The organism is Asticcacaulis sp. SL142, from assembly GCF_026625745.1.
In the GTDB taxonomy this organism is placed as follows: Bacteria; Pseudomonadota; Alphaproteobacteria; order Caulobacterales; family Caulobacteraceae; genus Asticcacaulis.
Window position 1 is genome coordinate 428,024 of record NZ_CP113061.1, and the last position, 25,252, is coordinate 453,275.

The window sequence follows — 25,252 nt, forward strand, 5'->3', positions numbered from 1 at the left end:
ACGGCGGGGATGTATCCCGCCCTCTTAATTTCATAAGGATACTGGTATGCGACTGGATGTTGAGGCTCAGGCCCGCGACATCGAGCAATCCATTGGATTGCTCAGGAGGCGTCTTTGACTGGGATGTCGCTTTAAGACGTCTCGATGAGTTGAATGCGCGCGTCGAAGACCCGACGCTGTGGGACAATCCTGAAATGGCGCAGAGCGTCATGCGTGAGCGTACCCGGCTTGGCAATTCTGTGGATGCCGTCAAAAAGCTGGAGCAGGAACTCAAAGACGCGCTCGATTACGCTGAACTGGCCGATATGGAAGGCGACGAAGACCTTCTGGAAGAGGCGCGCGCCATGCTGAAGACCCTCAAGGACTATGCGGGCCGTGCCGAGCTTGAGGCCCTGCTGTCAGGTGAAGCCGATGGCAATGACGCCTATCTCGAAATCAATTCCGGCGCAGGCGGGACGGAATCCTGCGACTGGGCCGGTATTTTGATGCGAATGTATATGCGCTGGGCGACCGCGCACGGCATGACGGTATCGGTCGAGGAAGAAACGCCGGGTGAGCAGGCGGGCATCAAGTCGGTGACTCTGACCGTCAAGGGCACTAACGCCTATGGCTGGCTCAAGACCGAAGGCGGGGTGCATCGTCTGGTGCGGATTTCACCGTTCGATTCCAATGCGCGCCGTCATACCTCATTTGCCTCAGTCTGGGTCTATCCGGTGGTCGATGATGCCATCGTCATCGATATCAACCCGGCGGATGTGCGCACCGATACTTACCGCGCGTCAGGGGCAGGTGGACAGCACATCAACAAGACCGACTCGGCGGTGCGTTTGACGCACATTCCGACCGGTATTGCCGTTGCCTGTCAGGCCGGACGCTCTCAGCACGCCAACCGCGATGAAGCCTGGAAGATGCTGCGGGCGCGGCTTTATGAGGTCGAGTTGCAAAAGCGCGAAGCGGCGCAGCAAGCGCTGGAAGATCAGAAAACCGATATCGGTTGGGGGCACCAGATCCGATCCTATGTTCTGCACCCCTACCAGATGGTCAAGGATCTGCGCACCGATGTCGAGACTTCGGATTCGCAAGCTGTGCTGGATGGTGATCTCGATCCCTTCATGGCCGCATCGCTGGCTCAAAGGGTCGGGGCAACGCGAGATGCTGCTGAAGCCTAAATTTGGAATCAAAACCCCTGAGATTACATCTCAGGGGTTTTGGGTATTTTTTTCTTGCGCCGGTATTTGATTGTAATCTGCGAGCCAAAATAGCGGCTGTACACTTGCGTAAACTCGGCACCGAAAAAGAAAATCTGGGTCGAATAATAGATCCAGACCAGCACAACCATCAGCGATCCGGCGGCGCCGTAGGTAGAGCTGAGGGCGCTTTGTCCCAGATATATCCCGATTAACAGCTTGCCCACTGAGAACAGCAAGGCGGTGATGACGGCCCCCACCCACACATCCCGCCATTCTATGTGAGCATCGGGCAGCATCTTGAACGTCATGGCAAACAGGAATGTGGTCACGGCAAATGATATGACCAGGTTGAGTAGGTACAACACAAAAGCGGGCAGCACATCGGCAAACATCCCGCTAAAAGCCGCCAGCGCTGCCGAAATGACAAGCGATATCAACAGCAAAAACCCAATGCCCACAATCAGGGCAAACGACAGGACGCGTTTTTTTAAAAACCACGTCCAATGATCATTTTCCTTACTTTCGACATTCCAGATCGCATTTAGAGCGTCCTGTAGCTGAGCAAAAAACCCGGTAGCCGAGATAATCAGCGTGGCAAACCCGATCACAGTGGCCACAATGCCGGCGTCCCGGTCTTTGGAGCTGGTCATGATGGTTTCGATAGCCTGCGCCCCGGTGTCGCCAATCAGGTTTCTTATTTCACCGACAAGCTGAAGACGCACGGAGTCTTCGCCAAACGCCAGCCCGGCTACGGAGACGACGATCAGCAATAGCGGGCCGATCGACAGGACGCTGTAAAAGGCAAGCGCTGCCCCCAGACGCGGCGCTTTGTCATCCAGCCATTCAAGAAAGGTCTCACGCAGCAATCGCCACATGAATTTAAGGGTAAGTTCGGGTTTGTCAGATGAAGCTTCAGGCATGAGAGTCCGTGATTTAATGTCTCATCATACAGGTGCCGTTGACGATTGTGCGATTAAATCTCCATAAAAAAGACCGCAGGAAAATTAAATTCCCTGCGGTCATTAATGCATCAATGTCTTAGCGTGGACGGCTTAGTAAGACGGCTTAAGGTCTGACAGGGCATTCATATCATAGCTGCTCAGCGACGGTGTGCCGTAGTCAGGCGTGGTTGCATACTGGGCGGCTGCGGGTTGAGCCGGGGCTGGGGCCGTATGAACGGTTTCCGGGCGGGCGCGCGATTGCAGGCAACGGCCGACGAAGTAAGCGCCGACATCAATCGACAACTGTTCATGGGTGATGTCGCCTTCGACATAGGCCGTGGCCGATAAGCGAACCTGCTTACCTGAAATGCCGCCGACCACACGGCCGCGGATTTCGATGGTTTCGGCTTCGATCGAACCTTCGACATTGCCCGCTTCGCCAACGACCAGATGACCGGCCTTAACGTCGCCGCGTACAGTGCCTTCCAGGTGCAGATCGCCGGAGCCGGTGATGTTGCCTTCGATAATCAGGGTTGATGACAACACCGAACCCACCTTAGGGGCAGGAGCTGCCATCGGCGTTGATTTCGATGAATTCATATTGACCGAATTGAGGTCCAGCGGAGGAGCTACAGCCGCTTCGGGTTGTTGGGCGCGGGTGGGTTTAGTTTTGTTGAACATAGTCTCCAGCCTTTACAAAGCGTGCAGGGTTTTGAGGACGACCATTGAGCCACACTTCGTAATGAAGGTGGACGCCGGTCGAGCGACCAGTAGAACCCATAGCGCCTAGTCTTTGACCGACCGCCACACGTTGGCCGGTGCGCACAGATAAAGACTGCATATGGGCGTAGCGAGTTTTAAATCCATTGCCGTGGTCGATTTCGACCGCGTTCCCGTAGCCACTGCGCACACCCGAAAATGCTACTATGCCGGGAGCCGTTGAGTAGATGGGGGTAAGGTATGGGCCTGCAAAATCGAGGCCAAGATGGCGATTGGGCCGTCCCGTAAAGGGATCAAAGCGTACGCCAAAGCCCGATGTGGTGCGAATATTGTAAGCTGGACGGTTAAAGGGCAGGGCCTCAGATGACTTTTGCAAGCCGCGCATATCATTCAGGTTAATGGCGGCATTGCGTATGCGTGAGGCAAAACCTTCGTCGACTTCAAGATATTGGGCCAGTTCTTTGGAATCCTTGGCTTCCAGCAGCGGATTGGCGTTTGAGCCGCCCTGCGCATAGGCGGCGGGATTAAGCCCGGCCAGACGGAAGGCCAGTCTTAATCGTTCGGCGCGGGATTTGGCAAAATTCTCGGCCTTACCCACCATGCGTTCCTGCTCGGCACGGACGGCGTAAATACGCTCGATAGGCGGCAAGGTCTCATCGACGGGTGCCGGAGACAGGGTGGCAGAAGCGCCCGGTACGTTTTTGAAATCTTTCAGAATATGGATCAATGCGCCGTGGCGTTTTTCAACGGTTGACGCCAGTTCATCAAGCGATCCTGATGCCTGCGTCAGTTGCTTGGTGGCGCTGTCGAGGCGGGCCTGACGGTCGGCCACCCAGCGTTCAGATTGGGCCTTCATCAGACTGATTTGTCGCTCGGAGGCGCTCTCAGACAGGGCAATGAAGATCACGGCGCCTGTGGATATGGCAAGCCATGTCACCGCGACCGAAGCTAGCACGGTAAACCCAAATTGCTTGCCTGTGCTCAGGACATAGCCACGGGTTTCGCCGTTTGAGCGAATATAGAGATGACGCTCTGGAAAGGTTTGTTCCAGCACGTCATGAAGGCGTCCAAAGCTTTTCTTACTCATCACCGCCAGCACCCGATAGCTTGGTTAACTATGCCTTAACATCGCCATTGCGCAAGACCATAAATCCGCGTTTCTTTGGCTTTGGATGAAATTTCATCCAAAACCGTCTGAAATTAAGGAATTTATGTCACTTCTGTGATGTTTCGTCCCGTTTTGAGAAGGCTGTACCTTGAGTATCAAAATCGGTGCCGCAAAAGGGCGTCAGGGCTTGAAGCCTTTCAGGGCCGATAATACCTCGATGGCGTGGCCACCCACCTTGACGTTGCGCCAGACTTTGCGCACCCTTCCATCCGGATCGATCAAAAAGGTCGCTCGTTCCGTGCCCATATATTTTTTGCCGTACAGCGTCTTTTCGGCCCATAGCCCATAGGCTTGAATGGTCTGCGTGCTTTCATCAGCCAACAGTGTAAGATTGAGATCGAACTTATTGATAAAATTGGCATGTTTTTTGAGGTTGTCTTTTGAAATGCCAAACAGAGCGGTGTTCAGCGCCCCAAACTCATCAGCCAAAGCTGAAAAGTCGCGGGCCTCGATGGTGCAGCCTTCGGTATTGTCCTTGGGGTAGAAAAACAGCACCACCCACTGGCCTTTGAGGTCGCGCAAACTAACCTCGCCGCCCTTAGATGAGGGCAGAGTGAAATCCGGCGCTGTAAAAGGTTCAAATTCGTTTTGATTTATCTGTGCTTTTGCCATGACATAGCCTTTATGGATGCGTAAGGATGACATAATCGATTCAGGTACGTTTGTGTGCCAAATTGGTTCTGCTGACACCCCTAAATCCTTAAAAAATTTTCGCCGCAGGGTTCTGCTGATTACTCGTGAAGTTTCAAGTTTTGTGATGCCTTTAACCCGCCTTGTGAAAAAGCGCTGGCGGTTAAGTCTTGCCGTTTTGTCGGGCCTGTGCCTGATCGCGGGTGGATTGCGTATATATTCGGCGCCGGTCAGACTTGATAATTTTAAGCCGATCATTATTTCGCGACTGGAAAATGCCTTGCCGGGACATAAGGCCGATATCGGTCACATGGATCTGGTGTGGTTTCATGATGCCAATGCGTTGGGGTGGCGTTTTGAAGGGCTGACTATTCGCGACAGTAAGAAGCGTGTCGTGGCGTCGGCTAAATCCCTTGAAGCGGCCCTTGCGATCGATAGTCTGTTTGCCTTGCATATCGCGCCCGCGCGTCTGACGGCCAGAGATTTTTTTCTGGCGGCGACGGTATCTGAGCGCGGGCGTTATGAATTGGGATATGAGGCTAAGGGGCAGCCGCAGGCGCGCGGTGGTGTAGCGCTTGATCGGCTGTTCCGTGAACTGGTCGGGCCGGAGAAGCTAGGCTCACCCATCAGCTATACCCGCCAGTTTGCCCTGCGTCAGGGTCGCCTTGATCTGCGTCAGGTCAATTCCAATCTGGCCTGGTCGGCGGATATTGGCAGTATCGACTATACAAAGCATAAAGGCCGTATCCGTGCCAATCTGGGGCTATCGATCAAAAGTGGAAATCAAATATCGAAACTGACGGCGCGGGCCAGTGCGACCGAAGGCCTGAAAACCGCAGCCATTGAGGCCCAGATCAGCAATCTTATCCCGTCGGCTGTATTTCCGTCGGTAGGCATGACCCGACCGATGGCCGGATTTCATGCGCCGGTCAACGGCACTGGCACCGTGAAATACAGCGCCCGCCACGGCTTTGAGACGACCGATCTCGATATCTCAGCCGGTAAGGGCTATTACGATTTCGGAAAATCCAAACAATCGTTTGAGGCCATGAATGTCGTGGCCACCTATGCCCGCCGCACGAAACGCATCGATTTCAAGCGCTTTCGAGTGGTGTCGCCAATGCTGGAAGCGGACCTGTTTGGTCATGTCAAGATCTGGCCGTCTGATGCGAAGGTCGGCCGGAAACTTCTGATAGATTTTGATTTCAAGGGGCCAAAGGCGACCGGAAAACTGGCTGACGATTTTAGGGTTCAGACCTTAAACGATGTACATTTTGTCGGCGCCTATTCGCCGGAAACGGAAGAATTGTTCATCAAGTCCGGCCGCGGTCGCCTCGACCGGGCAATTGTGACCACCAAAGGGCGGCTTTATGCGGACGATAAGGGACTGGGGGCCAATCTGACGGCCCGAATCGACGGTGATTTTACCAAAGAAACCGTCTTTGCGTTTTGGCCCGAAGGTCTGACGCGTGAAATGCGGCTGAACCTGATCGATCGGATTAAGGTTGGCACCTTATCTAACGCTGATTTCACCTTGTCAGCACCGCCAGGATATCTGACGGCTGATAATCTGCGCAATGAGGACTTGCGGCTCGATTTTGATTTTCGGGATGCGACGATCGAATTTGATCCGCGCCTTAAGGACGGAACGGGCCTCAAGGGCCATGCTGTGCTGATGGGCAGCCGGTTTGATCTGGATGTTGAATCCGGCTGGCTGGATAAGGCGGCGATCACGGACGGGCAGGTGCTGGTGCCGAGCTTCCACTCCAGTCGCTCAGGCAGAGGCAGCCTGACCCACATCTGGATCAAAGCGCAGGCTGATGCTGTCGATGTGATCGAAGCGGTTGATCCTATCGCCGGTGGCGATCTGGCGAAGAACGGTCTTAACCGTGAACGTCTTAGCGGTCAGGCGGATGTGCGCGTTGATATCCGCTTCCCGACCTTTCAGAACCTGAGTACAGACACGTTTGATCTGACCTTCAATGCCGACCTGACCGATGCGTCCCTGAAGCAGGCCGCGCTGGGGTGGGATCTGACGGACGCGACGATCCGTGTTGACGGTGATTTGCGCGCTAACCGGATTGTAGCGTCGGGGCCGGGCGTGCTTGGCCCATACCGGGGCGAAATCGCCTATCACACGGCCTTTGACAAGACCGACCCCAAGGTGACTTTCAAAGGGCAGTTTGATGCTGAGCCGTTCGGCGGTGCGCCGGATAAGCCGGTGCCGATTGAAGGCGAGTTCATCCTGACCGGCGGAAGCGATGAGGGCACGCAAGGTTCAGGTCACATACGCTCAGGCATATTTGACGGCGATGTGGCGTGGGAAGGCACGGATGAACGCCCGAACCATGTAACTATTCGCGGTGAAACGGACGCTAAAGGCATGGCCGCGCAAGGCCTGCCGTTCATTCAGCACCTGGGCCCGAAAGTGCCCACCCAGGTATCGCTCATCCGGTCCGGCGATATCTGGAGCGGTGAAATTCAGGCGCAGGCGTTCTCCGGGGATCTGGCTTATATCGAGGGCGCAAAGCCTCGGCTGGTTTATCAGTCTGTGATTACACCGGATGACGCCCGCGATCTGGGGCTGAACGGATTACCGCTGTTTAGAACCCAAAGGCGGCTTAGTCTTAACATCGGTCTCGACGATCAAACCCGTGAGGCGCTTATCCGGATTGATCAGTTTGAGGCGAAACTCGGTTGGGCCAAGCGCGATGCCAGCGACGATATTGCGCGCACCCTGACCGCCAAAATTGCGCCGCAGGATTGGGCATCACTTGGGCTGCCCGAAGCCTTTTTCAAGCCGTCGGAAACTATCGATGCCAAGGCTCAGTGGCTGCAAACCGGGGCGGCCATGAGCGGGCAGATCGATCTGAAAGGCCATATTATCGACTTTACGGTGCCGGACAGTATTGTCGGATCGAACGGTTATCAGGCCCAGATACGCACCCGCGTCAATGACGGGCTTTTGACGCTGCTGGGCTATACCCATGATCGTCTGACACTGACGGGGCAGGCCGATGTGGTCACCAGTCTTTACCGGCGCGGCGACCGCAACGTAACCGTGGTCAATGTCTATGCTCAGGACGCCGAGCTTAAGGTGTTGGGTAGTGATTGGGTTAAGCCCGCCGGAGAGGCTGCCGATTTCGCCTTTGAGATTGACGATAAGGGTGCTGGGCAAGGTATGAACATCGCGCGCATCTATGGCAATGGGGCGTCGGTAAAACTGGAGGGGCGCGCCTCTTTGGATGGCGATGGCAAGATTGAATTTGCTGATTTGTCAGAGGTTTATCTGAAAAACTTAGCGGAGGGTTCAGTCAAATATTATGAGGCGTCGCAGGGCGGGCCAAGATTGATATCGGCAAGCGGCCGTTACTTTGACCTGCGCCCCTGGCTTATGCCGAAGGCCAAAGACCAGACTCCGCCCATAGTGGCCGATATTCCCCACGATCAGCCGACGGACGTGCCGGCCTCGCCGTCTCCGGCAGTGCCGACCCGTCTGGTGGCGGATGTGCAAACGCTGAAACTCTCACGCGACGGCGCGTTTCATGACGTTAAAATCAATATGGATTGGGATGGGGCTAATAGCCTTGATGGAAGCTTAAACACGCGTACAGAAAACAACAGCCTTATTCGATTTGAAGCTAAGGCCGATACGGCGGGGCAGCCCGCCTATAGCCGCTTTGAGGGGGAAATTGCCGATACCGGTGACGCTCTGAAAACGGCCTTTGCGACCACTCAGGTTCATCAGGGTGAAACCGAGATCAAGGGGGTATTTACCTGCGGCCAGGTCGATGCCACGATCAGCGGTGAGCATATTCAGGTGCGCCAGATCCCTATACTGGCGCAATTGCTGACGGTAGGGTCATTGCAGGGGCTGGCCAATACCCTGACCGGCGAAGGCATTACCTTTGATGAGTATGAACTGCCTGTGCGTTATCGGGTAAGCGACCAGCTTTTGTTCATTAAGGACGGTTACGCCAAGGGCGAGGCTGTTGGCATCAATGTCTGGGGCACGTTCGATCGCGATAATAACTATATCGACTATCGTGGCAGCCTGCTGCCGGTCTATGCCGTCAATTCCATGTTTGGGGACGTAGCAAAAAAGGGGCAGGGGCTGGTGGGCTTAAGATACCGCGTCCGGGGGCGTCCGCCGACGCCGCAGGTCGAGGTCGATCCGTTCTCGCTGGTCATACCTGGTTTCTTGCGGCAGTGGTTTGATAAGGATTTTGAGGACGAAATCCCTTCGCTCAACCTGCCGGATGAGCGAAAAAAGAAAGATTAGAGCGCATTCCAAAAAGTGTGCAGCGGTTTTTGGAACCAAATGCGCGTTCTAAAAAGGCTTGGGGGCAATGCCCCCAAACCCCGAAATTTGATCAGACAGGCTTAACCAGAATGATCTTTTTCTTACCCTGACTGATCTTGATAACCCCGTCCGGATTTAGGTCGGCCAAAGTGATGTTCTGGTTGCCATCGGTGATGGCGATGTCATTGACGCGCAGGCCCCCGCCTTGAGCCAGACGGCGGGCCTCGCCGTTGGATTGGGTAAGCCCGATTTGAGTCGTCAAGGCCGCCAGCATGATCCCGGCCTCAAGGGTTGAGTTTTCCACCTCAACCGTCGGCAGGTCTGCGGACAGCACACCTTGCTCAAACGCTTTCTGGGCGGTGTCGCGGGCGGTAGCTGCCGCCGCTTCGCCGTGAACCATGCGGGTGGCGGCATCGGCCAGGATTTTCTTGGCTTCGTTGATTTCGGCACCCTCCAGCTTTTCAAGGCGGGCGATCTCATCCATGGGCAGGTCGGTGAACAGACGCATGAACTTACCGACGTCGGCGTCTTCGGCATTGCGCCAGTACTGCCAGTAATCATAGGGGCTCAGCGCATCGGCATTGAGCCACACAGCCCCGCCAACCGTTTTACCCATCTTGGCGCCTGATGCAGTCGTCAGCAGCGGTGTCGTCAGCCCAAACGCGGCCGACTGATTTATCCGGCGCGTCAGTTCAACGCCGTTAATGATATTGCCCCACTGATCGGAGCCGCCCATTTGTAAGGTACAGTTATAGTTTGAGTTCAGTTCGCGGAAATCGACCGCCTGCATCAGCATGTAGTTGAACTCAAGGAAGGTCATCGGCTGTTCACGCTCTAAGCGCAGCTTGACCGAATCAAAGGTCAGCATCCGGTTGATGGTGAAGTGCGTGCCGAACTTACGCAGGAACTCGATATAGCCAAAGCCCGAAAGCCAGTCGTCATTATTGACCATGATGGCGTCGGTTTTGCCGTCCCCAAAGGTCAGGAAATTGTTGAACACGCTTTTGATTCCGTCCATGTTCGACTGGATATGCTCATCGGTCAAAAGCGGGCGCTGAGTGTCCTTGAATGTCGGGTCGCCAACCTTGGTGGTGCCGCCGCCCATGAGCACGATCGGCTTATTGCCGGTCTTTTGCAGCCAATAGAGCATCATGATCTGCACCAGATGGCCGGCGTGCAGCGACGACGCCGTAGCATCATAGCCGATATACCCCGTGATCGGCCCCGCAAGAAGGAGCGTATCAAGGGCCTCTGCGTCGGTGCACTGGTGGATGAAGCCACGCTCGCTCAAGACTTTGAGGAAATCGGATTTGAAGCTGGTTGCGGTCATATCTCTATCGAATGGTTGGAGAAAAAGAGCGGGACTAATGGGCCTCGACCTTAAGGGAAAGGCGTCATAACATAGACCTGCGCGAAAACCATAGGGAAGAATCGTATGTCAGGGACGGGTGTGTTTAAGGTTCTGGGCTTCATGACCGGCACATCTTTGGATGGCATAGACATGGCGGTGCTGGAGACCGATGGTGAGCAGCGCCTGACCTTCGGGCCGTGGGCCGAGTACCCCATGCCAGATGATGTGCGGTCTATGCTCCAAGCCACGGTAAAGACCGCTCTGGGGTGGCCGCGCGGTGTGCCGGAACCTGAGATTTTCAACGAAGCCCGTAAGGTCATTACGGATTACCATTTCGCTTCGGCGCAAGGGTTTCTGGCTGCACAGGGCCTGAGCTTTAGCGATTTCGATCTGCTGGGAGTGCATGGCCAAACCGTGCTGCATGAGCGCCCTAAAGCAGGTGTGTCCGGGCGTACCGTGCAACTGTTTGACGGGCAAGCCTTTGCCGACCTGACCGATGTGTCGGTGGTGTCCGATTTCCGCATCAACGATGTGGCCGCAGGTGGAGAAGGCGCGCCTCTGGCCCCCGTCTATCACCGCGCTCTGGTGGCGCAGGCGGGCCTTGAATTGCCGGTGGTCATCGTCAATCTGGGCGGGGTTGCCAATATCACGGTCATTGATGAGGCGGGCGATATATCGGCCATGGATACGGGGCCGGCCAATGGCCTGATGGACCAGTGGGTGCAAAAGCATGGCCGGGGGCACTATGATGCGGGTGGTGTGTGGGCAGCACTTGGGACGGTGGATCCGGAGCGGGTCACAGCCTATCTCAGCCATCCGTATTTTTCAGCACCTGCCCCAAAATCGCTGGATCGCTATGATTTTACGCTCGCCGGTGTCGAGGGTTTAGGGTTCGAAGACGGTTTGGCAACCTTGTGCGAATTTACGCTGGAAAGTCTTTTGCTCGCCATTCGGATGTCGGGTGTCGCTCCCAAGGCTGTTGCTTTGGCCGGTGGTGGTCGGCAAAATACGTATCTGGTCAACAGATTACGCGCAAAACTTGATCTGAAAACCCAGATTTATCTATCCGAAGACCTCGGTTGGCGTGGCGGGGCGATCGAGGCCGAGGCCTTTGCCTATATGGCCGTGCGCTCACTGCGGTCTTTGCCTATCTCGTTCCCCACAACGACCGGTGTGCCTCAAGCTTTAACGGGCGGGCGGCTGAATCTACCCTCCGCCCGCTGAAGGTTGTCAGGCGTCCGACAGGCGCTTATCGAGGTAAGATCCGACGCGCTGCTCGATTTCAGGCAACTGATCGACCCAGAAGTGCGTCGCGTCCGGCACCAGTTCATGATCAATCACGATGCCTTTTTGACTGCGCAACTTGGCCACCACGCGGTCAACTTCAGACGGCGGCACCACGCTGTCATTGGCGCCATTGACGAACAGGCCAGAGGCCGGGCAGGGGGCCAAAAAGCTAAAATCATAGGCATTGGTTGGAGGCGATACTGAAATAAAGCCATCGGTCTCAGGCCGACGCATCAAAAGCTGCATACCAATATAGGCGCCGAACGAATAGCCGGCGACCCAGAATTGCGCCGCCGTCGGGTTCTTGGCCTGCAGCCAGTCGAGTGCGGTGGCCGCATCGGCCAGTTCACCAATGCCCGCATCAAATTCGCCCTGGGATTTGCCGACGCCGCGGAAATTAAAGCGCAGAACCGAAAATCCGCGCGTCATGAACAGGTGGAATAATTGCACCGTGACCGGATTATTCATGTGGCCGCCCGCCTTGGGGTGCGGATGCAGGATGAGGGCGATCGGGGCGTTTTCCGTCTTGCCTTGCGTATAGCGGGCTTCGATGCGACCTGCGGCTCCGGCCAGAATGACTTCGGGCATTAATTCACCTTGTGACAAATATACGAAACTTGACGGCCAAATTACTTGACTAACGCGGTCGGAATTATTAAGTCCAAATAACCTAGCGCATTAGTCGGGCATTTTGTCCGCTATCTGCGCGGGTCATAGCACAAAGTTTTCAGTTTGCGCAGATTTTTAGTCAGTGGCCGTCCGTCACCGCCTATTTGTGCAAATGACAGTCCGGTTCAGGCTTTTGGCGAAGGATTTCATATGCGTTTGTCAACCAAGGGGCGTTATGCCGTGATGGCGATGACGGATCTGGCGCTGCATGGTCAGGGTAAGCCCATATCGTTGTCTGAGATTTCGGAACGCCAGCAGATTTCGCTGTCCTACCTTGAGCAATTGTTTGCCCGTTTACGCAAAGCCGGACTGGTCAAAAGCGCGCGCGGCCCCGGTGGTGGCTATTCGCTGGCCCGGTCATCGGATGCCTTGTTTGTTGCCGAAATCGTGGTGGCGGTTGATGAGCCGATTAAGGCCACACGCTGCGCCCTGACGTCCAATAAGCTTGGGGCTAATAAGCGGCTTTCCAAAGAAAATGCGGCGCGCGAGATCGGTTGTATGCCTGGCGGTCAGCGTTGCCTTACCCATAATCTGTGGGAAGATCTGGGCCTCGCCATCCATGACTATCTGGCGAAGGTGTCGTTGAGCGACGTGATCCTCAAGCGCACCCGTAAAACGACGGATGGCGATGCTTTAAATATGCCATCGTCATTTGCAGGCGTTAAAATCAATATTGATAAGATCGCCCGCGATCAGGAGATGGTGTCTTAAGCTATGTCCGCCTCAACCGTGCTTTATATGGATCATGCCGCCACCTCGCCGCTCAGGCCGCAGGCGCGTGAGGCCATGCTTACGGCACTTGAACTTGGAGCCAATGCCTCCTCCGTGCATAGCCTGGGGCGCAGGGCGAAGATGATCGTCGAAGAGGCGCGCGCACAGGTGCTTGATCTGGTCGGCGGTTATGGCGCCAAGCTGATATTCACATCTGGCGGCACTGAAGCCAACAATATGGCGCTGCATCAGGCGCGGGTTCGTGAGGACATCACTCATCTGATCATCAGCGACGGTGAACACGACAGCATTTACACCGCTGCGAATTACGTGGGTAAGCCGGTTCTAAAATGGCCGCTGTTGCCATCGGGGTTGGCCGATCTTGAGGCCTTAAGAACGCTGCTGGCGCAGGTCGAGGGTAGGGCCTTTGTGGCGCTGATGTTGGTCAACAACGAAACCGGCATTATTCAGCCGGTGGCTGATGCTGCTGAGATTGTCCGTGCCGCTGGCGGTTGGTTGCACGTTGATGCCGTGCAGGCGGCGGGAAAAATCAATATTGATTTTGATGTGTTGGGCGCTGATAGCCTGACCTTAACGGGGCACAAAATTGGTGGCCCGGTTGGTGTCGGCGCCTTGGTGTATAATGGCGACCATACCATTATCCCTATGATCACCGGCGGCGGTCAGGAGCAGGGCTTGCGAGCCGGGACTGAAAATGTTGCGGGGCTGGCAGCCTTTGGGGCGGCAGCTTTGGCGGTGCAGCTTTGTGAGCGGTTGCCTCAACAAACCGCAGTTGAGGCGGCTCTAAAAGAGCTTGACGCGCGTATCATCGGCGGGGACGTGGCGCGGGTGCCGGGTATCACCTGTCTGGCGGTGCCGGACTGGTCGTCACAATTGCAGTTGATCCATATGGATATGGCCGGGATTTGCGTCAGTTCAGGCTCGGCCTGTTCATCCGGCAAGGTCAAACACAGCCGTGTCCTGAACGCTATGGGGCTGGAAAACCTGTCGGGCGGGGTCTTGCGTATATCGACCGGTTGGTCTAGCCAGCCTGCGGACTGGGATCGGTTTTTTGAAGTGTGGTCGGGCGGCTACAAAGCGTTTCGCGCCCGCCAGTCGACTAAGTTGAATATAAAGGAACAAGCCTGATGGCTGCCGTTAAGGAAACCATTGATACGGTTCAAAAACTTGAGACCTATGAGCACGGTTTCGTCTCGGATATCGAGATGGAATTTGCGCCGAAGGGTCTCAATGCCGATATCGTGCGTTTCATTTCTGCGAAAAAGAATGAGCCGGAATGGATGCTGCAATGGCGTCTGGAAGCGTTTGAGCGCTGGCAGTCGATGGATGAGCCCGATTGGGCCAAGCTAAACTACAAACGCGTCGATTATCAGGATCTCTATTATTACGCAGCGCCCAAGCAAAAAGTCGCACCCAAATCGCTGGATGAGATCGATCCGGAACTGCTGCGCGTTTATGAGAAACTGGGGATTCCACTCAAAGAGCAGATGGTTCTGGCCGGTGTCGAAGGTGCGCCGCGCTATGCCGTAGATGCCGTGTTTGACTCGGTGTCGGTTGTGACGACCTTTAAGGATGAACTGAGTAAGTCAGGCGTGATTTTCTGTTCGATTTCAGAAGCATTGCGCGAACATCCTGAACTGGTGCGTAAATATCTGGGCAGCGTGGTGCCGCAGTCAGATAACTATTTCGCGGCCCTTAATTCAGCGGTGTTTTCGGACGGATCGTTTGTCTATATTCCGCCGGGTGTGCGTTGCCCAATGGAGTTGTCGACCTATTTCCGCATCAATGCATCGGAAACCGGTCAGTTTGAACGCACGTTGATTATCGCGGATAAAGGGTCTTACGTCTCATACCTAGAGGGTTGCACCGCCCCTATGCGCGATGAAAATCAGCTTCATGCCGCCGTCGTTGAACTGGTTATCTTAGAGGACGCGTCGATTAAATATTCGACCGTGCAGAACTGGTATCCCGGTGATGCTGACGGGCGCGGTGGCATCTATAACTTCGTCACCAAGCGCGCTGATTGCCGTGAACCACGCGCCAAGGTGTCGTGGACGCAGGTTGAGACCGGATCGGCCATTACCTGGAAATATCCGTCGTGCATTCTGCGCGGTGACGACAGCGTCGGTGAGTTCTATTCGATCGCGGTTACTAACGGTATGCAGCAGGCCGATACCGGCACCAAGATGATCCATTTGGGCAAAAATACCCGCTCACGCATTATCTCCAAAGGCATATCGGCGGGCAAGTCGTCTAACACCTATCGCGGTCTGGTCTCTGCCCATGCGCGGGCGGCGGGGGCGCGTAACTTCACCCAATGCGATAGTCTGCTGATCGGTAAGACCTGCGCGGCGCACACCGTGCCCTATGTCGAAGCCGATACCGCCAAGGCGCAGTTTGAACACGAAGCCACGACCACGCGGCTGTCTGAGGATCAATTGTTCTACGCCATGCAGCGCGGGTTGTCACAGGAAGAGGCGGTGGCTCTCCTGGTCAATGGCTTCGTGCGCGATGTGTTGCAGGAACTGCCTATGGAATTTGCCGTTGAGGCGCAAAAACTGGTGGCCATCAGCCTTGAAGGCTCGGTCGGCTAAAAAGAGAATAATGACAATGCTTAATATTGAAAACCTCACCGTCAGCGTTGACGACAAAACCATCCTTAAGGGCCTGACGCTCGATGTGCCCGCAGGCGAAGTCCATGCTATCATGGGGCCTAACGGTGCCGGTAAATCGACGCTCGGCTATACACTGGCAGGCCGTTCCAGCTATGAGGTGACGGCCGGAACAGCCACGCTCAACGGCGAAGATCTGCTGGATAAGGACGTGCATGAACGCGCTGCCGCCGGGCTTTATCTGTCGTTTCAGTATCCGCTCGAAATCCCCGGTGTCCCAGCCCTGACCTTTATCCGCACGGCTTTGAACGCTCAGCGTAAACTACGCGGTGAAGACGAAATGTCGGCGCCTGAGTTCCTGAAAACCACCCGCGAAGTGGCTAAGTCGCTGAAAATCGACATGGACATGCTTAAGCGTCCGCTCAATGTGGGCTTCTCGGGCGGCGAAAAGAAGCGCATGGAAGTGCTGCAAATGGCGCTGCTCAAGCCGAAGTTTCTGATCCTTGATGAAACCGACTCCGGCCTCGATATTGACGCGCTTAAGGTCGTGTCTGAGGGCGTCAATGCTTTGCGCGCCCCCGATCGCGGGATGCTGGTCATCACCCATTATCAGCGCTTGCTCGATCATATCACGCCGGACCGGATTCATATTCTGGTCGATGGCCGCATTGTCCATTCCGGCGGGCCGGAACTGGCGCATGAGTTAGAAGCGCGCGGTTATGACGAGTACTTAGGTGAGGCGGCATAATGGCGTTCGATCTGTTCGATCCCATAACCTGGCCGACGAGACGGGACGAGGAATGGAAATATTCCGATCTGGCGCGTCATCTGCGCATCACGCCGCGCGCGCTTGAGGTTTCAACGGATATCGCGGCCCCCGCCCTGACGCTGGATGGGTTTCATATCCATAATGTCTTTGGGGCAGACTATAGCGGCCTTGAGGCGGCGGTTAAGGCGGCGAATGGCAAGTTGTGGCTGCGGCACTGGGCGCGCGGGCGTCTGGACGGTGTAGCCGGGTTCCAGAACACAGGCCGGATCGAACTTGCGGCTGGTGAGCATCTGATCTTGTTTGAGACCTACGAAGGTAAAGGTAACTACGCCGTTCACAGTGAGCTTGAGTTCACTCTGGCTGACGGTGCACGTCTTGAACGGGTCGTGGTCATGGATGAGCCAGAAACGGCCACCTCTGTGCGTCAATCAACAATTGATACAGCGCCGAACACTCACTATGTGCAGACCGTGGTATCGACCGGGGCTGCCTTTCAGCGTTTTGAAAGCCATGTCACCCACGCGGGGCATGGGGCGCAAGTGCGTATGGACGGCGCGTACCTTTTGAAGAATAAAACCCATTTCGATTATACCACGCGTCTTGACCATCAATATATCAATGGTGTGACGACGCAGGCCATTAAGGGGCTGGTCAAGGATCAGGCTCAGGTCGTATTTCAAGGGCGTATCTTAGTGCAAAAGGGTGCCGACGGCACCGATGCCCGTATGCGTCATCAGGCCCTGATTTTGAACGACGGGGCGCGGGTGCGTGCCAAGCCGGAACTGGAAATCTATGCCGATGACGTGCAATGCGCGCACGGCAACACCATCGGTAATCTCGACGAAAATGCGCTGTTTTTCTGCATGTCGCGCGGCATGGATGAAGCGACGGCTCGCGGTCTTTTGATGCAGGCCTTTATTGTGCCGGTGATCGAGGCCATTGACGACGATCAACTACGCGCGGCCGTGCTGGAGTTCGTTGAAGCCAAGGCCGGAGGCTTTTATGGCGTTTGACGTCAATCTCGCTCGCGCCGATTTTCCGATCCTTAAGCGTGAGATCAAGGGTAAGCCCCTGATCTATCTCGACAGCGGAGCCAGCGCGCAAAAGCCGCGTCAGGTGCTTGAGGCGATGAGCGCGCATGCGGCGACCTCCTACGCTAACGTCCACCGGGGCTTGCATACGCTGGCGAATGAAACGACCGATGCCTTTGAAAAAGGCCGTGAGACCGTGGCGCATTTTATCAATGCCGCGCACAATGAGGAGGTCATCTTTACCAAGTCAGCGACTGAATCCATCAATCTGGTTGCCTTTAGTTTTGGCACTTTCATCAAAGCCGGCGATAAAATCCTAATCTCCGAAATGGAGCATCACGCCAATATCGTACCGTGGCATATGCTGGCGGAGCGCACCGGTGCTATACTGAAATGGGTGCCAATTTTGGATGACGGCAGCCTCGATATAGCGGCCTTTGATCAACTGTTGACGGATAAGGTCAAGCTGGTCGCCATCGCCCATATGTCGAATGTTTTGGGCACCATCAATCCGGTGTCAGAGATTGTATCTAAGGCTCATGCGGTGGGCGCCAAGGTTCTGATTGATGGTTGTCAGGGCGTGGTCCATTTGCCGGTTGATGTTCAGGCGCTGGATTGTGATTTCTATGTCTTTTCGGCGCATAAGCTTTACGGCCCGACGGGCTTAGGTGTGCTGTACGGCAGGTACGATCTGCTGGCTTCTATGCCGCCTTATCAGGGGGGGGGCGAGATGATTGCCCATGTCAGCAAAGATCGCATCACCTACACTGAACCGCCCCATCGGTTTGAAGCGGGCACGCCGGCGATCCTTGAGGTCATCGGTTTGACGGCCGCGATAGAATGGTTGTCGCAGTTTGATCGTGACGCGACTATTGCCCATGAAATGGCGCTATATGATCGCGCCTATGAGGGTTTGCGGGGCATTAATAGCCTGCAGGTCCATGGCCATGCGGCTCATAAAGGTTCGATCCTGACCTTTTCTTTGGGGCAGGCGCACGCTCATGACGTTGCACAAATCCTTGATCGCTACAATATAGCGGTTAGGGCCGGTACACATTGCGCCGAACCGCTGATGGCGCGCCTTGGGGTGACCTCAACCGTGCGGGCGTCGATTGCGCTTTATAATACCGAAGATGAGATCGACGCTCTGATTGCGGCGGTCCAAAAAGCCCAAAGTTTTTTTGAGTAAGGTTACCTATATGAACGACCACATCATCAATCTTCATGAGGAACCGGAGCATCCGCAGGCGGAACTGTTCGCGCGCGAGTCCCCGTCCGGTTTGTCTGAGGACGAACTGTCGCGCCTGACCGAAGATCTTATTGCGGCTTTCAAAAGCGTTTATGATCCGGAAATTCCGGTTGATATTTATGAGTTGGGGCTAATCTACCGCGTCGATGTGTCCGATGACCGCGATGTGGCCGTGGACATGACCCTGACGGCGCCTGGTTGCCCTGTGGCCGGTGAGATGCCGGGCTGGGTCGAGCAGGCCGTCATGGGCGTGCAAGGCGTTAACAGTGTCAATGTTAATCTGATCTTTGAGCCGCCGTGGGATTCATCGAAAATGAGCGACGAAGCCAAGCTTCAGCTTAATGTGTTTTGATGTCATGGGGGAAAACCGTTTTTCCCCCATGTGCCCCCTTACGCTACAGAAAGTTAAGTCATGGAAACCGCTGTTTCTTTTCATCCCCGCCGCCCAAGACCCGCGATCGTCAGTCTGACGGACGCGGCGGCGAAGCAAGTCAAGGCGATTATGGCGAAAGCCGATAAGCCTTACGCGGGCCTGCGTGTAGGGGTTAAGGCGGGCGGCTGTGCAGGGCAGGAATATGTTTTAAGCTATGCCGAAGCGGCTGATCCGTTGGATGAGGTTGTGACCGATAAGGACGTTACTATTTTGATCGAGCCTAAAGCCGTGCTTTATCTGGTCGGTACAGTCATTGATTATGAGACGACGAAATTGTCCTCGAAATTCGTGTTTAATAACCCGAATGAAACCGATGCCTGCGGGTGTGGTGAGAGTGTGACAATCACGCCTGTAAAGGCGGATTAGCGGTTAGGTGCCTATTAACGGCCGTCTGAACGCCAATCGTTTTCCAGCCTTAACAAAGTCTCAAAACCTATTGTTTCCCAAGTGGTTTTAATCAGGAACTAGTTTAGATGGTTGATACGGGTTGTCGGTGGCTTCGCTGATCAGGGTTTGGGTCTGGGTCTCAATCACTTGCTGCAGACGCGCCATAAACTCCGCCTTATCAAGGCCGGTTGGGACCGGTTCCATAAACTGCAGCACGGTGGTTCCCGGTGATTTCTCGTAGCGTTCTTCCTGCCAGAATAGCCCCAGATTGGTCGCCACCGGCACAACCGGTCGATTGAAATTCCGGTACATGTGCCATACGCCTGAGCGATAGCGGTGATAGGTGCCGGGGGCGGACAAATGGCCTTCCGGGTATATCAGTATATGACGGCCATCATCATTGGCTTTTTGTGAACGGTCGGCCAGCGCCTTGCGGGCTTCGATGCCACCGCAATTATTGACGACAATCGCCCCCAGCTTACGCAGAATGGTCGACATGAACGGAAATTTTTCGAGGTGATCGCCGGTCACAAATGCCAGATCGTTAAATTGGGAATAGATGCAATAGCCATCGCCCCATGATTGATGCTTGGCGGCAAAGATGACGGGCTGTGACGGTATATGCTCGCGGCCTCTGACCTCAAGCCGGATACCGGCCAGGTGCTCCATCGCCCAGACCATACGGCGTGTATAGCGCTGAATAACCCAAAGCACCGGGCGTCGACCGGGTAAAATAGTAAAAACCAGCGCCAGCAGGCTGTAGAATAGTGAAAACAGCCAGTAGGCGGCTGCGAACAGGAAACTGCGCATGGTCAAGCCTTAGAGACATAATCCGCAAAGAGGTACAGGACTTTGACCCGTTTTGCGAGCGTCCCTTAACGAACGTCAGGCGACATTAAAATCCTTGACCTGAGTGGCGTCAGCGATGGTCACCATGTTGCGACCATTGTTTTTGGACATATAAAGCGCCTTATCGGCACGATCCATCAGATCGAACGGATCTTCGCCATATTCACGTTGCGCGATGCCGATCGATATCGACACGGTACCTAAATCTTCGTTGGTCGAGCGGCGTTTAAGCACGCGGGTAGAAATTTCCTGGCGTGCTTCATCTAGGATTCGGGAGGTTTCCAAAGCCGTCTGACCTGGAAACAGCATCCCGAATTCTTCGCCACCATAGCGCGCAGCAAGGGCTGGCGGACGTCCAATACGCGCCAGAACGCTGGCGACATAGCGCAGAACCTGATCGCCAGTTTGATGGCCCCATGTATCATTAAAACGCTTGAAATGGTCGATATCAATGACCGCCAGGGTCATCGGCTTTGAAATATCATCGCTCTCGCACTGCTTGTCGAGTTGTTCATCAAAGGCTTTACGGTTGGCCAGATTGGTCAGGGCATCTGTCATCGCCTCCATACGCACCTGATCAAGGTGTTTACGCAGGCGGTTGATTTCGCGGGATGAATCGCTCAAGCGACTTTGCAGAGATTGGTGGTGGTCAAGTACCACATTAGTTGCCGCCGATAAATTGTCGACCAGATTTTTCAACACTCCGGTATCGGCTAGCGTCAATGACTTACGCGCGCTTTCAAGGGTGGTCGAATAGCTTAGTTGAGTGGATTGCACATCACTGATCACTTCGGTGATGGTGTGCAGTTCCTTGGACAATTTCAAGCCCGCATCACGAACTTCATCATTGAGTTTCAGGCGTGCGATGAACTTGGAGGCCAGACTGTCGCTGATTTCTTCAGTAATTTTCTCACCGCTGGCAACCAGTCTCAGGACTTCCTGAGCCAAAGCGCACTGCGGGTCACCGGCAACATAGAGCCAGATTTCATAGTTGAGTGGCGTCGGCCACACACCATGTTCTTCCATAAGCTTCAGCGCGTCCTGCGCTAAGGCGTATGAGTTTGGACCACGGACACTTACTTCTATGTCGTTGTTCATTTGGTCTTCCTTGCGTCACCTGATTCTATGTGACAGGAGCGACTTTAGCCCAACTTCTCTGACAGGCGGTTAACGCGATTGAGAATTTTTCTAAATTTTTATTATTTCTGATTGACGCTGCGTAACAGAAAGGCCGGTACGTGCCAACCGTAGTTCTCGGCTTCGACTTGAGTCACAGGCTCGAGCGTATCAGCGGGTTTCTCGGTCTTAGAGCGGCGTCTTGAACGCTTGGGCGCGTCTTCGATACTAACAAGTACGCTGTCATTGTCCACAGGCGGAGATTCCGCCACAGGCGCGGCTTTGAGGGCCGCTTTGGCAGGTTTTTCCTTTTCGCCGCGACGCGGTTTACGGTCACGACTGGATTGTCGGGTATCGTCCTCAGATAGTGCGCTGAAATCTACCTCAAGTGAAAGCGTTTCCGGCTCTTTTTTGGTGAGTTTCAGAACTTTATCGTAGTTCTTCTCATCGGCGCCGGAGAGCAGAAGGTAGGCTTCCCCGGAGCGGCCTGCGCGACCGGTACGACCAATGCGGTGAACATAATCGTCGGCATGATGGGGCACATCAAAGTTAAACACATGACCGACATCAGGAATATCAAGCCCGCGCGCGGCCACATCGGACGCTACCAGCAAGGTCAAATCGCCTTTGCGGAAGGAATCAAGCGTCTTCATACGCAGGGCTTGGTCAAGGTCGCCGTGTATTGGGGCTGCGTTAAAGCCGTGAACCGATAAGGATTTGGCTACGATGTCAACGTCGGTTTTGCGGTTGCAGAACACGATACCGTTCTTGATTTCCAGTGTTGAAATAATAGCGCGCAACGCGATGCGCTTGGCCTTGGCTGCATTCAGGGCATTGTTGCCGGGGACACGGTACACAAACTGGCGGATATTTTCAGCCGTGGTTGCTGGGCGCGAGACCTCGATACGGACAGGGTTTTTCAAGAAAGCCTGAGTGATACGAGTGATTTCCGGGGCCATAGTCGCCGAAAAGAACAGGGTCTGGCGCGTTGGCGGGGTGAGCTTAAAAATACGCTCAATGTCAGGAATGAAGCCCATGTCCAGCATCCGGTCAGCTTCGTCAACCACCATGATTTGCACACCATTGAGCATGACTTTTGAGCGCTCAAACAGATCGAGCAAACGGCCCGGTGTAGCAATCAGAACGTCCACGCCCTTATCAAGCTTAGACACCTGATCGGCCATCGACACGCCGCCAATCAGCAGCGCCCAGTTAAGTTTATGATACTTGGCATATTTTTCAAAAGCTTCGGATACCTGATCGGCCAGTTCGCGGGTAGGGGCCAGAACGATGGCGCGTGGCATACGGGCGCGCGACCGGCCCGCGGCCAGTCGTTCGATCATGGGCAGAGTGAAGGCGGCGGTCTTACCCGTTCCGGTTTGCGCAATGCCAAGGACATCAAGGCCGGTCAGGGCTACGGGGATCGCCTGTTCCTGAATAGCCGTCGGCGTGTCATAGCCGGTCTCAGCTATGGCCTTTAAAACTTCGGGGCTTAATCCAAGATCGGTGAACTTTGTCATGAAACTCTTTAACCGGGGGCGTACGCGATAAACCGGCCTTATACACAGAATAGCCGTTTGGTGTAACAGCTATTCTGTGAAAAAGCCGGTTTCTTTGAAGTTTAAAGCTTTGCGAGCAAATTCAGACCGCTTAAACGTCAAGATCCTCGCTGACGAACTCTGCATTTTCCTGAATATAGCGAAAGCGCAATTCAGGTTTGCGGCCCATCAGGGTCTCGACCAGACTTTCGACCGCATCCTCGCTCTCAGGCAGAACCACCCGCGCCAGGGTGCGGGTTTTGGGGTCCATGGTGGTTTCTTTGAGCTGAGCCGGCATCATTTCACCCAGACCCTTAAATCGGCCGATTTCAGGTTTCTTGCCCTTGAATTCTTTTTCGAGAATCTCAGTGCGATGGGCGTCATCACGCGCATACACGGTCTTGGAACCATGGCTGATGCGGTAGAGTGGCGGCATGGCCAGGAACAGGTTTCCGTTGCGGATCATGGCGGGCATGGTCCGGTAGAAGTAGGTGATCAGCAGGGACGCGATATGGGCGCCGTCGACGTCGGCATCGGTCATTATGACGATGCGTTCATAGCGCAGGTCTTCTTCCTTAAAGCGCGCACCGGGTTGTACGCCCAACGCCAGCCCCAGATCAGACAGTTCCTGATTGGCCTTAGCCTTATCGCCGGTGGCCGAGGCCACGTTGAGGATTTTACCACGCAGCGGCAGAATGGCCTGAGTATTACGGTTACGCGCTTGTTTAGCTGAACCGCCAGCCGAATCCCCTTCGACCAGAAACAGTTCAGTGTCCTTAGCGTCCTGGCGGGCACAGTCGGCAAGCTTACCGGGCAGGCGCAGCTTACGGGTCGCTGAGGCGCGCTGGACTTCCTTGTCTTTGCGCTTTTTGAGGCGTTCCTCGGCGCGTTCGACGATGAATTGCAGCAGCTTGTCGGCCTGCTTAGGCGATGAGGTCAGCCAGTGGTCGAACGGATCGGCCAGAGCCTTTTCCACCAGTTTTTGGGCTTCGGATGAGGACAGGCGATCCTTGGTCTGGCCCTGAAATTCCGGATTCTTGATAAATACGGAAATGACGATGCCGGCCTGAGCCGCGACATCTTCGGCGGTGACGATAGCGCCGCGCTTATCGCCGGTCATTTCGGCATAGGATTTCAGGGAGCGGGTGAGGGCGGCTCTTAAGCCCGCTTCGTGGGTGCCGCCATCGGGTGTGGGGATGGTGTTACAGTAAGACTGGGCAAAGCCGTCATGCTCGCCAAACCCTGCGGCGGACCAGACCACAGCCCATTCGACGGCTCCGCCTTCGCCTTTACGCTCGACGCGGCCCGAAAAGATTTCGCTGACCGTTTCGGTATCGACCACCCGCTCAGCCAGGTAATCGGCCAAGCCGTTCGGGAAGTAAAACTTGTCTTCAGCGGGCGTCGTATCGTGGATCAGGGACGGTGCGCATTTCCAGTAAATCTGGACGCCGCGGAACAGATAGGCCTTGGCCTTGGCCATGCGGTATAGACGTGCAGGTCGGAAGTGGGCGTTTTCGCCAAAGATCTCCGGATCAGGAATAAAGCGTTCGCGTGTGCCGCGTTTTTTCGAGGGGCCCAATTGGGCAATTGGCCCTTGGGGCAAGCCTCTGGAGAACACCTGCTGCCACTCATAACCGTCGCGCCAGACAGTGACTTCCAGACGCTCTGACAGGGCGTTCACCACCGATACCCCGACCCCGTGCAGACCGCCGGAGGTTTCATAGGCCTTGCCCGAAAATTTTCCGCCGGAGTGCAGAACCGTCATAACGACTTCGAGGGCCGATTTGCCGGGATATTTGGGGTGCGGGTCGACGGGGATGCCGCGACCATCATCACGCACACTCAGATAGCCGTCCGCATCAAGTTCCACCCAGATCGCCTTGGCGTGACCCGCCACGGCTTCATCCATAGAGTTATCAAGGACTTCGGCGAACAGATGGTGCATCGCTTTTTCATCGGTCCCGCCGATATACATACCGGGGCGTTTGCGGACAGGTTCCAGCCCTTCCAGTACTTCGATAGCATTGGCACCATAGCCTTCGGCCGTCATGGCGTCGGGTTGGGACGTGGCGGGGGCTTTGGCTTTAACCGCTTTTTCAGGCGGCGCGTCATTGGCCGGACTTAAGGCCGGATTAGCGGCAGGTTGAGGCTGGGCAGCATCCTGTGACGCGGGTGCGGCTCCGTTATCGAATAGATTCGGCTGGGGTACAGATGTGGACATAAACCCTATATTGCTGTGATTCGGGATATTAGAAAGAAAAAGGCCGCAAACCCTGT

At 55.2% G+C, this 25,252-nt stretch carries 21 protein-coding genes; 11 read left to right on the forward strand and 10 right to left on the reverse strand.

Translation table 11 applies throughout. The features are described 5' to 3' along the window. Positions 1 to 46: 46 nt before the first annotated feature. A protein-coding gene (gene prfB / locus OVA03_RS01900) for a peptide chain release factor 2 (RefSeq protein ID WP_267526537.1) occupies positions 47 to 1,169 on the forward strand; the annotation gives its coding sequence in 2 pieces (ribosomal slippage) (positions 47 to 115 and positions 117 to 1,169; 1,122 coding nt in all). Between the two features lie 23 nt (positions 1,170 to 1,192). On the opposite strand, the gene OVA03_RS01905 is transcribed toward prfB, so the two are convergent. The 4 genes from OVA03_RS01905 to OVA03_RS01920 form a co-directional block, all read right to left on the reverse strand. After that, positions 1,193 to 2,110, reverse strand: a complete 918-nt coding sequence (locus OVA03_RS01905) for a YihY/virulence factor BrkB family protein (RefSeq protein ID WP_267526538.1) — start codon at positions 2,108 to 2,110, stop codon at positions 1,193 to 1,195. A gap of 132 nt (positions 2,111 to 2,242) precedes the next feature. After that, on the reverse strand, positions 2,243 to 2,812 hold the full coding sequence (locus OVA03_RS01910) for a bactofilin family protein (RefSeq protein WP_267526539.1): 570 nt from the start codon (positions 2,810 to 2,812) through the stop codon (positions 2,243 to 2,245). Next, positions 2,796 to 3,938 (reverse strand): M23 family metallopeptidase, encoded by a 1,143-nt coding sequence (locus OVA03_RS01915; protein WP_267526540.1) that lies wholly within the window; start codon positions 3,936 to 3,938, stop codon positions 2,796 to 2,798. Before OVA03_RS01915 ends, OVA03_RS01910 begins: the two co-directional genes overlap by 17 nt. A 201-nt stretch (positions 3,939 to 4,139) precedes the next feature. Continuing rightward, positions 4,140 to 4,664 carry a peroxiredoxin gene (locus tag OVA03_RS01920; protein WP_324291017.1) on the reverse strand — a complete coding sequence of 175 codons (525 nt, stop codon included), beginning with the start codon at positions 4,662 to 4,664 and terminating at the stop codon, positions 4,140 to 4,142. A gap of 112 nt (positions 4,665 to 4,776) precedes the next feature. Between OVA03_RS01920 and OVA03_RS01925 the strand changes: the two genes are divergently transcribed. Further along, complete coding sequence (locus tag OVA03_RS01925) at positions 4,777 to 8,931, forward strand: DUF3971 domain-containing protein (protein WP_267526541.1); 4,155 nt, start codon at positions 4,777 to 4,779, stop codon at positions 8,929 to 8,931. A 91-nt stretch (positions 8,932 to 9,022) separates the two neighbouring features. Here the strand turns inward: OVA03_RS01925 and tyrS are convergent, their stop codons facing one another. Further along, positions 9,023 to 10,282: a tyrosine--tRNA ligase gene (tyrS, locus tag OVA03_RS01930; RefSeq protein ID WP_267526542.1), complete on the reverse strand. Its 1,260-nt coding sequence runs from the start codon at positions 10,280 to 10,282 to the stop codon at positions 9,023 to 9,025. Between the two features lie 105 nt (positions 10,283 to 10,387). Here tyrS and OVA03_RS01935 point away from each other — a divergent pair, with 105 nt between their 5' ends. Next, positions 10,388 to 11,527, forward strand: a complete 1,140-nt coding sequence (locus OVA03_RS01935) for an anhydro-N-acetylmuramic acid kinase (RefSeq protein ID WP_267526543.1) — start codon at positions 10,388 to 10,390, stop codon at positions 11,525 to 11,527. 6 nt (positions 11,528 to 11,533) lie between these two features. Here the strand turns inward: OVA03_RS01935 and OVA03_RS01940 are convergent, their stop codons facing one another. Then, on the reverse strand, positions 11,534 to 12,178 hold the full coding sequence (locus OVA03_RS01940; protein WP_267526544.1) for an alpha/beta hydrolase: 645 nt from the start codon (positions 12,176 to 12,178) through the stop codon (positions 11,534 to 11,536). A 231-nt stretch (positions 12,179 to 12,409) separates the two neighbouring features. Between OVA03_RS01940 and OVA03_RS01945 the strand changes: the two genes are divergently transcribed. The 8 genes from OVA03_RS01945 to OVA03_RS01980 are packed head-to-tail and all read left to right on the forward strand — an operon-like array spanning position 12,410 to position 19,451. Beyond that, positions 12,410 to 12,970, forward strand: coding sequence for an Rrf2 family transcriptional regulator (locus tag OVA03_RS01945; protein ID WP_267526545.1), 561 nt, complete (start codon positions 12,410 to 12,412; stop codon positions 12,968 to 12,970). A gap of 3 nt (positions 12,971 to 12,973) precedes the next feature. Continuing rightward, positions 12,974 to 14,119, forward strand: coding sequence for a cysteine desulfurase family protein (locus OVA03_RS01950; RefSeq protein ID WP_267526546.1), 1,146 nt, complete (start codon positions 12,974 to 12,976; stop codon positions 14,117 to 14,119). After that, positions 14,119 to 15,585 carry a Fe-S cluster assembly protein SufB gene (gene sufB / locus OVA03_RS01955; protein ID WP_267526547.1) on the forward strand — a complete coding sequence of 489 codons (1,467 nt, stop codon included), beginning with the start codon at positions 14,119 to 14,121 and terminating at the stop codon, positions 15,583 to 15,585. The genes OVA03_RS01950 and sufB overlap by 1 nt, the downstream gene beginning before the upstream one ends. 16 nt (positions 15,586 to 15,601) lie before the next feature. After that, entirely contained in the window at positions 15,602 to 16,351 is a 750-nt protein-coding gene (sufC, locus tag OVA03_RS01960; protein ID WP_267527759.1) for a Fe-S cluster assembly ATPase SufC, read from the forward strand. Then, on the forward strand, positions 16,351 to 17,385 hold the full coding sequence (locus tag OVA03_RS01965) for a SufB/SufD family protein (protein ID WP_267526548.1): 1,035 nt from the start codon (positions 16,351 to 16,353) through the stop codon (positions 17,383 to 17,385). The genes sufC and OVA03_RS01965 overlap by 1 nt, the downstream gene beginning before the upstream one ends. Then, positions 17,375 to 18,592 carry an aminotransferase class V-fold PLP-dependent enzyme gene (locus OVA03_RS01970; protein ID WP_267526549.1) on the forward strand — a complete coding sequence of 406 codons (1,218 nt, stop codon included), beginning with the start codon at positions 17,375 to 17,377 and terminating at the stop codon, positions 18,590 to 18,592. The genes OVA03_RS01965 and OVA03_RS01970 overlap by 11 nt, the downstream gene beginning before the upstream one ends. A gap of 10 nt (positions 18,593 to 18,602) precedes the next feature. Then, complete coding sequence (locus tag OVA03_RS01975) at positions 18,603 to 19,004, forward strand: SUF system Fe-S cluster assembly protein (RefSeq protein WP_267526550.1); 402 nt, start codon at positions 18,603 to 18,605, stop codon at positions 19,002 to 19,004. Positions 19,005 to 19,064: 60 nt separating this feature from the next. Further along, the gene (locus OVA03_RS01980; RefSeq protein ID WP_267526551.1) at positions 19,065 to 19,451 is read left to right on the forward strand and encodes a HesB/IscA family protein; all 387 of its coding nucleotides are present in this window, start codon (positions 19,065 to 19,067) and stop codon (positions 19,449 to 19,451) included. Between the two features lie 87 nt (positions 19,452 to 19,538). Here the strand turns inward: OVA03_RS01980 and OVA03_RS01985 are convergent, their stop codons facing one another. The 4 genes from OVA03_RS01985 to parE all read right to left on the reverse strand — a co-directional run bounded on the left by OVA03_RS01985 (position 19,539) and on the right by parE (position 25,196). Continuing rightward, positions 19,539 to 20,282, reverse strand: a complete 744-nt coding sequence (locus OVA03_RS01985) for a lysophospholipid acyltransferase family protein (RefSeq protein WP_267526552.1) — start codon at positions 20,280 to 20,282, stop codon at positions 19,539 to 19,541. Between the two features lie 75 nt (positions 20,283 to 20,357). After that, positions 20,358 to 21,419, reverse strand: a complete 1,062-nt coding sequence (locus OVA03_RS01990; protein WP_267526553.1) for a GGDEF domain-containing protein — start codon at positions 21,417 to 21,419, stop codon at positions 20,358 to 20,360. A gap of 101 nt (positions 21,420 to 21,520) precedes the next feature. Beyond that, positions 21,521 to 22,957: a DEAD/DEAH box helicase gene (locus OVA03_RS01995; protein WP_267526554.1), complete on the reverse strand. Its 1,437-nt coding sequence runs from the start codon at positions 22,955 to 22,957 to the stop codon at positions 21,521 to 21,523. Between the two features lie 130 nt (positions 22,958 to 23,087). Beyond that, the gene (gene parE / locus OVA03_RS02000) at positions 23,088 to 25,196 is read right to left on the reverse strand and encodes a DNA topoisomerase IV subunit B (protein WP_267526555.1); all 2,109 of its coding nucleotides are present in this window, start codon (positions 25,194 to 25,196) and stop codon (positions 23,088 to 23,090) included. Between the last annotated feature and the right edge of the window lie 56 nt (positions 25,197 to 25,252).

Bases quoted from the DNA above. Each gene is read 5' to 3' on its own strand.
- OVA03_RS01905 (WP_267526538.1), bottom strand. From the start codon at position 2,110: ATGCCTGAAGCTTCATCTGACAAACCCGAACTTACCCTTAAATTCATG.
- OVA03_RS01910 (WP_267526539.1), bottom strand. From the start codon at position 2,812: ATGTTCAACAAAACTAAACCCACCCGCGCCCAACAACCCGAAGCGGCT.
- OVA03_RS01915 (WP_267526540.1), bottom strand. From the start codon at position 3,938: ATGAGTAAGAAAAGCTTTGGACGCCTTCATGACGTGCTGGAACAAACC.
- OVA03_RS01920 (WP_324291017.1), bottom strand. From the start codon at position 4,664: ATGTCATCCTTACGCATCCATAAAGGCTATGTCATGGCAAAAGCACAG.
- OVA03_RS01925 (WP_267526541.1), top strand. From the start codon at position 4,777: ATGCCTTTAACCCGCCTTGTGAAAAAGCGCTGGCGGTTAAGTCTTGCC.
- tyrS (WP_267526542.1), bottom strand. From the start codon at position 10,282: ATGACCGCAACCAGCTTCAAATCCGATTTCCTCAAAGTCTTGAGCGAG.
- OVA03_RS01935 (WP_267526543.1), top strand. From the start codon at position 10,388: ATGTCAGGGACGGGTGTGTTTAAGGTTCTGGGCTTCATGACCGGCACA.
- OVA03_RS01940 (WP_267526544.1), bottom strand. From the start codon at position 12,178: ATGCCCGAAGTCATTCTGGCCGGAGCCGCAGGTCGCATCGAAGCCCGC.
- OVA03_RS01945 (WP_267526545.1), top strand. From the start codon at position 12,410: ATGCGTTTGTCAACCAAGGGGCGTTATGCCGTGATGGCGATGACGGAT.
- OVA03_RS01950 (WP_267526546.1), top strand. From the start codon at position 12,974: ATGTCCGCCTCAACCGTGCTTTATATGGATCATGCCGCCACCTCGCCG.
- sufB (WP_267526547.1), top strand. From the start codon at position 14,119: ATGGCTGCCGTTAAGGAAACCATTGATACGGTTCAAAAACTTGAGACC.
- sufC (WP_267527759.1), top strand. From the start codon at position 15,602: ATGCTTAATATTGAAAACCTCACCGTCAGCGTTGACGACAAAACCATC.
- OVA03_RS01965 (WP_267526548.1), top strand. From the start codon at position 16,351: ATGGCGTTCGATCTGTTCGATCCCATAACCTGGCCGACGAGACGGGAC.
- OVA03_RS01970 (WP_267526549.1), top strand. From the start codon at position 17,375: ATGGCGTTTGACGTCAATCTCGCTCGCGCCGATTTTCCGATCCTTAAG.
- OVA03_RS01975 (WP_267526550.1), top strand. From the start codon at position 18,603: ATGAACGACCACATCATCAATCTTCATGAGGAACCGGAGCATCCGCAG.
- OVA03_RS01980 (WP_267526551.1), top strand. From the start codon at position 19,065: ATGGAAACCGCTGTTTCTTTTCATCCCCGCCGCCCAAGACCCGCGATC.
- OVA03_RS01985 (WP_267526552.1), bottom strand. From the start codon at position 20,282: ATGCGCAGTTTCCTGTTCGCAGCCGCCTACTGGCTGTTTTCACTATTC.
- OVA03_RS01990 (WP_267526553.1), bottom strand. From the start codon at position 21,419: ATGAACAACGACATAGAAGTAAGTGTCCGTGGTCCAAACTCATACGCC.
- OVA03_RS01995 (WP_267526554.1), bottom strand. From the start codon at position 22,957: ATGACAAAGTTCACCGATCTTGGATTAAGCCCCGAAGTTTTAAAGGCC.
- parE (WP_267526555.1), bottom strand. From the start codon at position 25,196: ATGTCCACATCTGTACCCCAGCCGAATCTATTCGATAACGGAGCCGCA.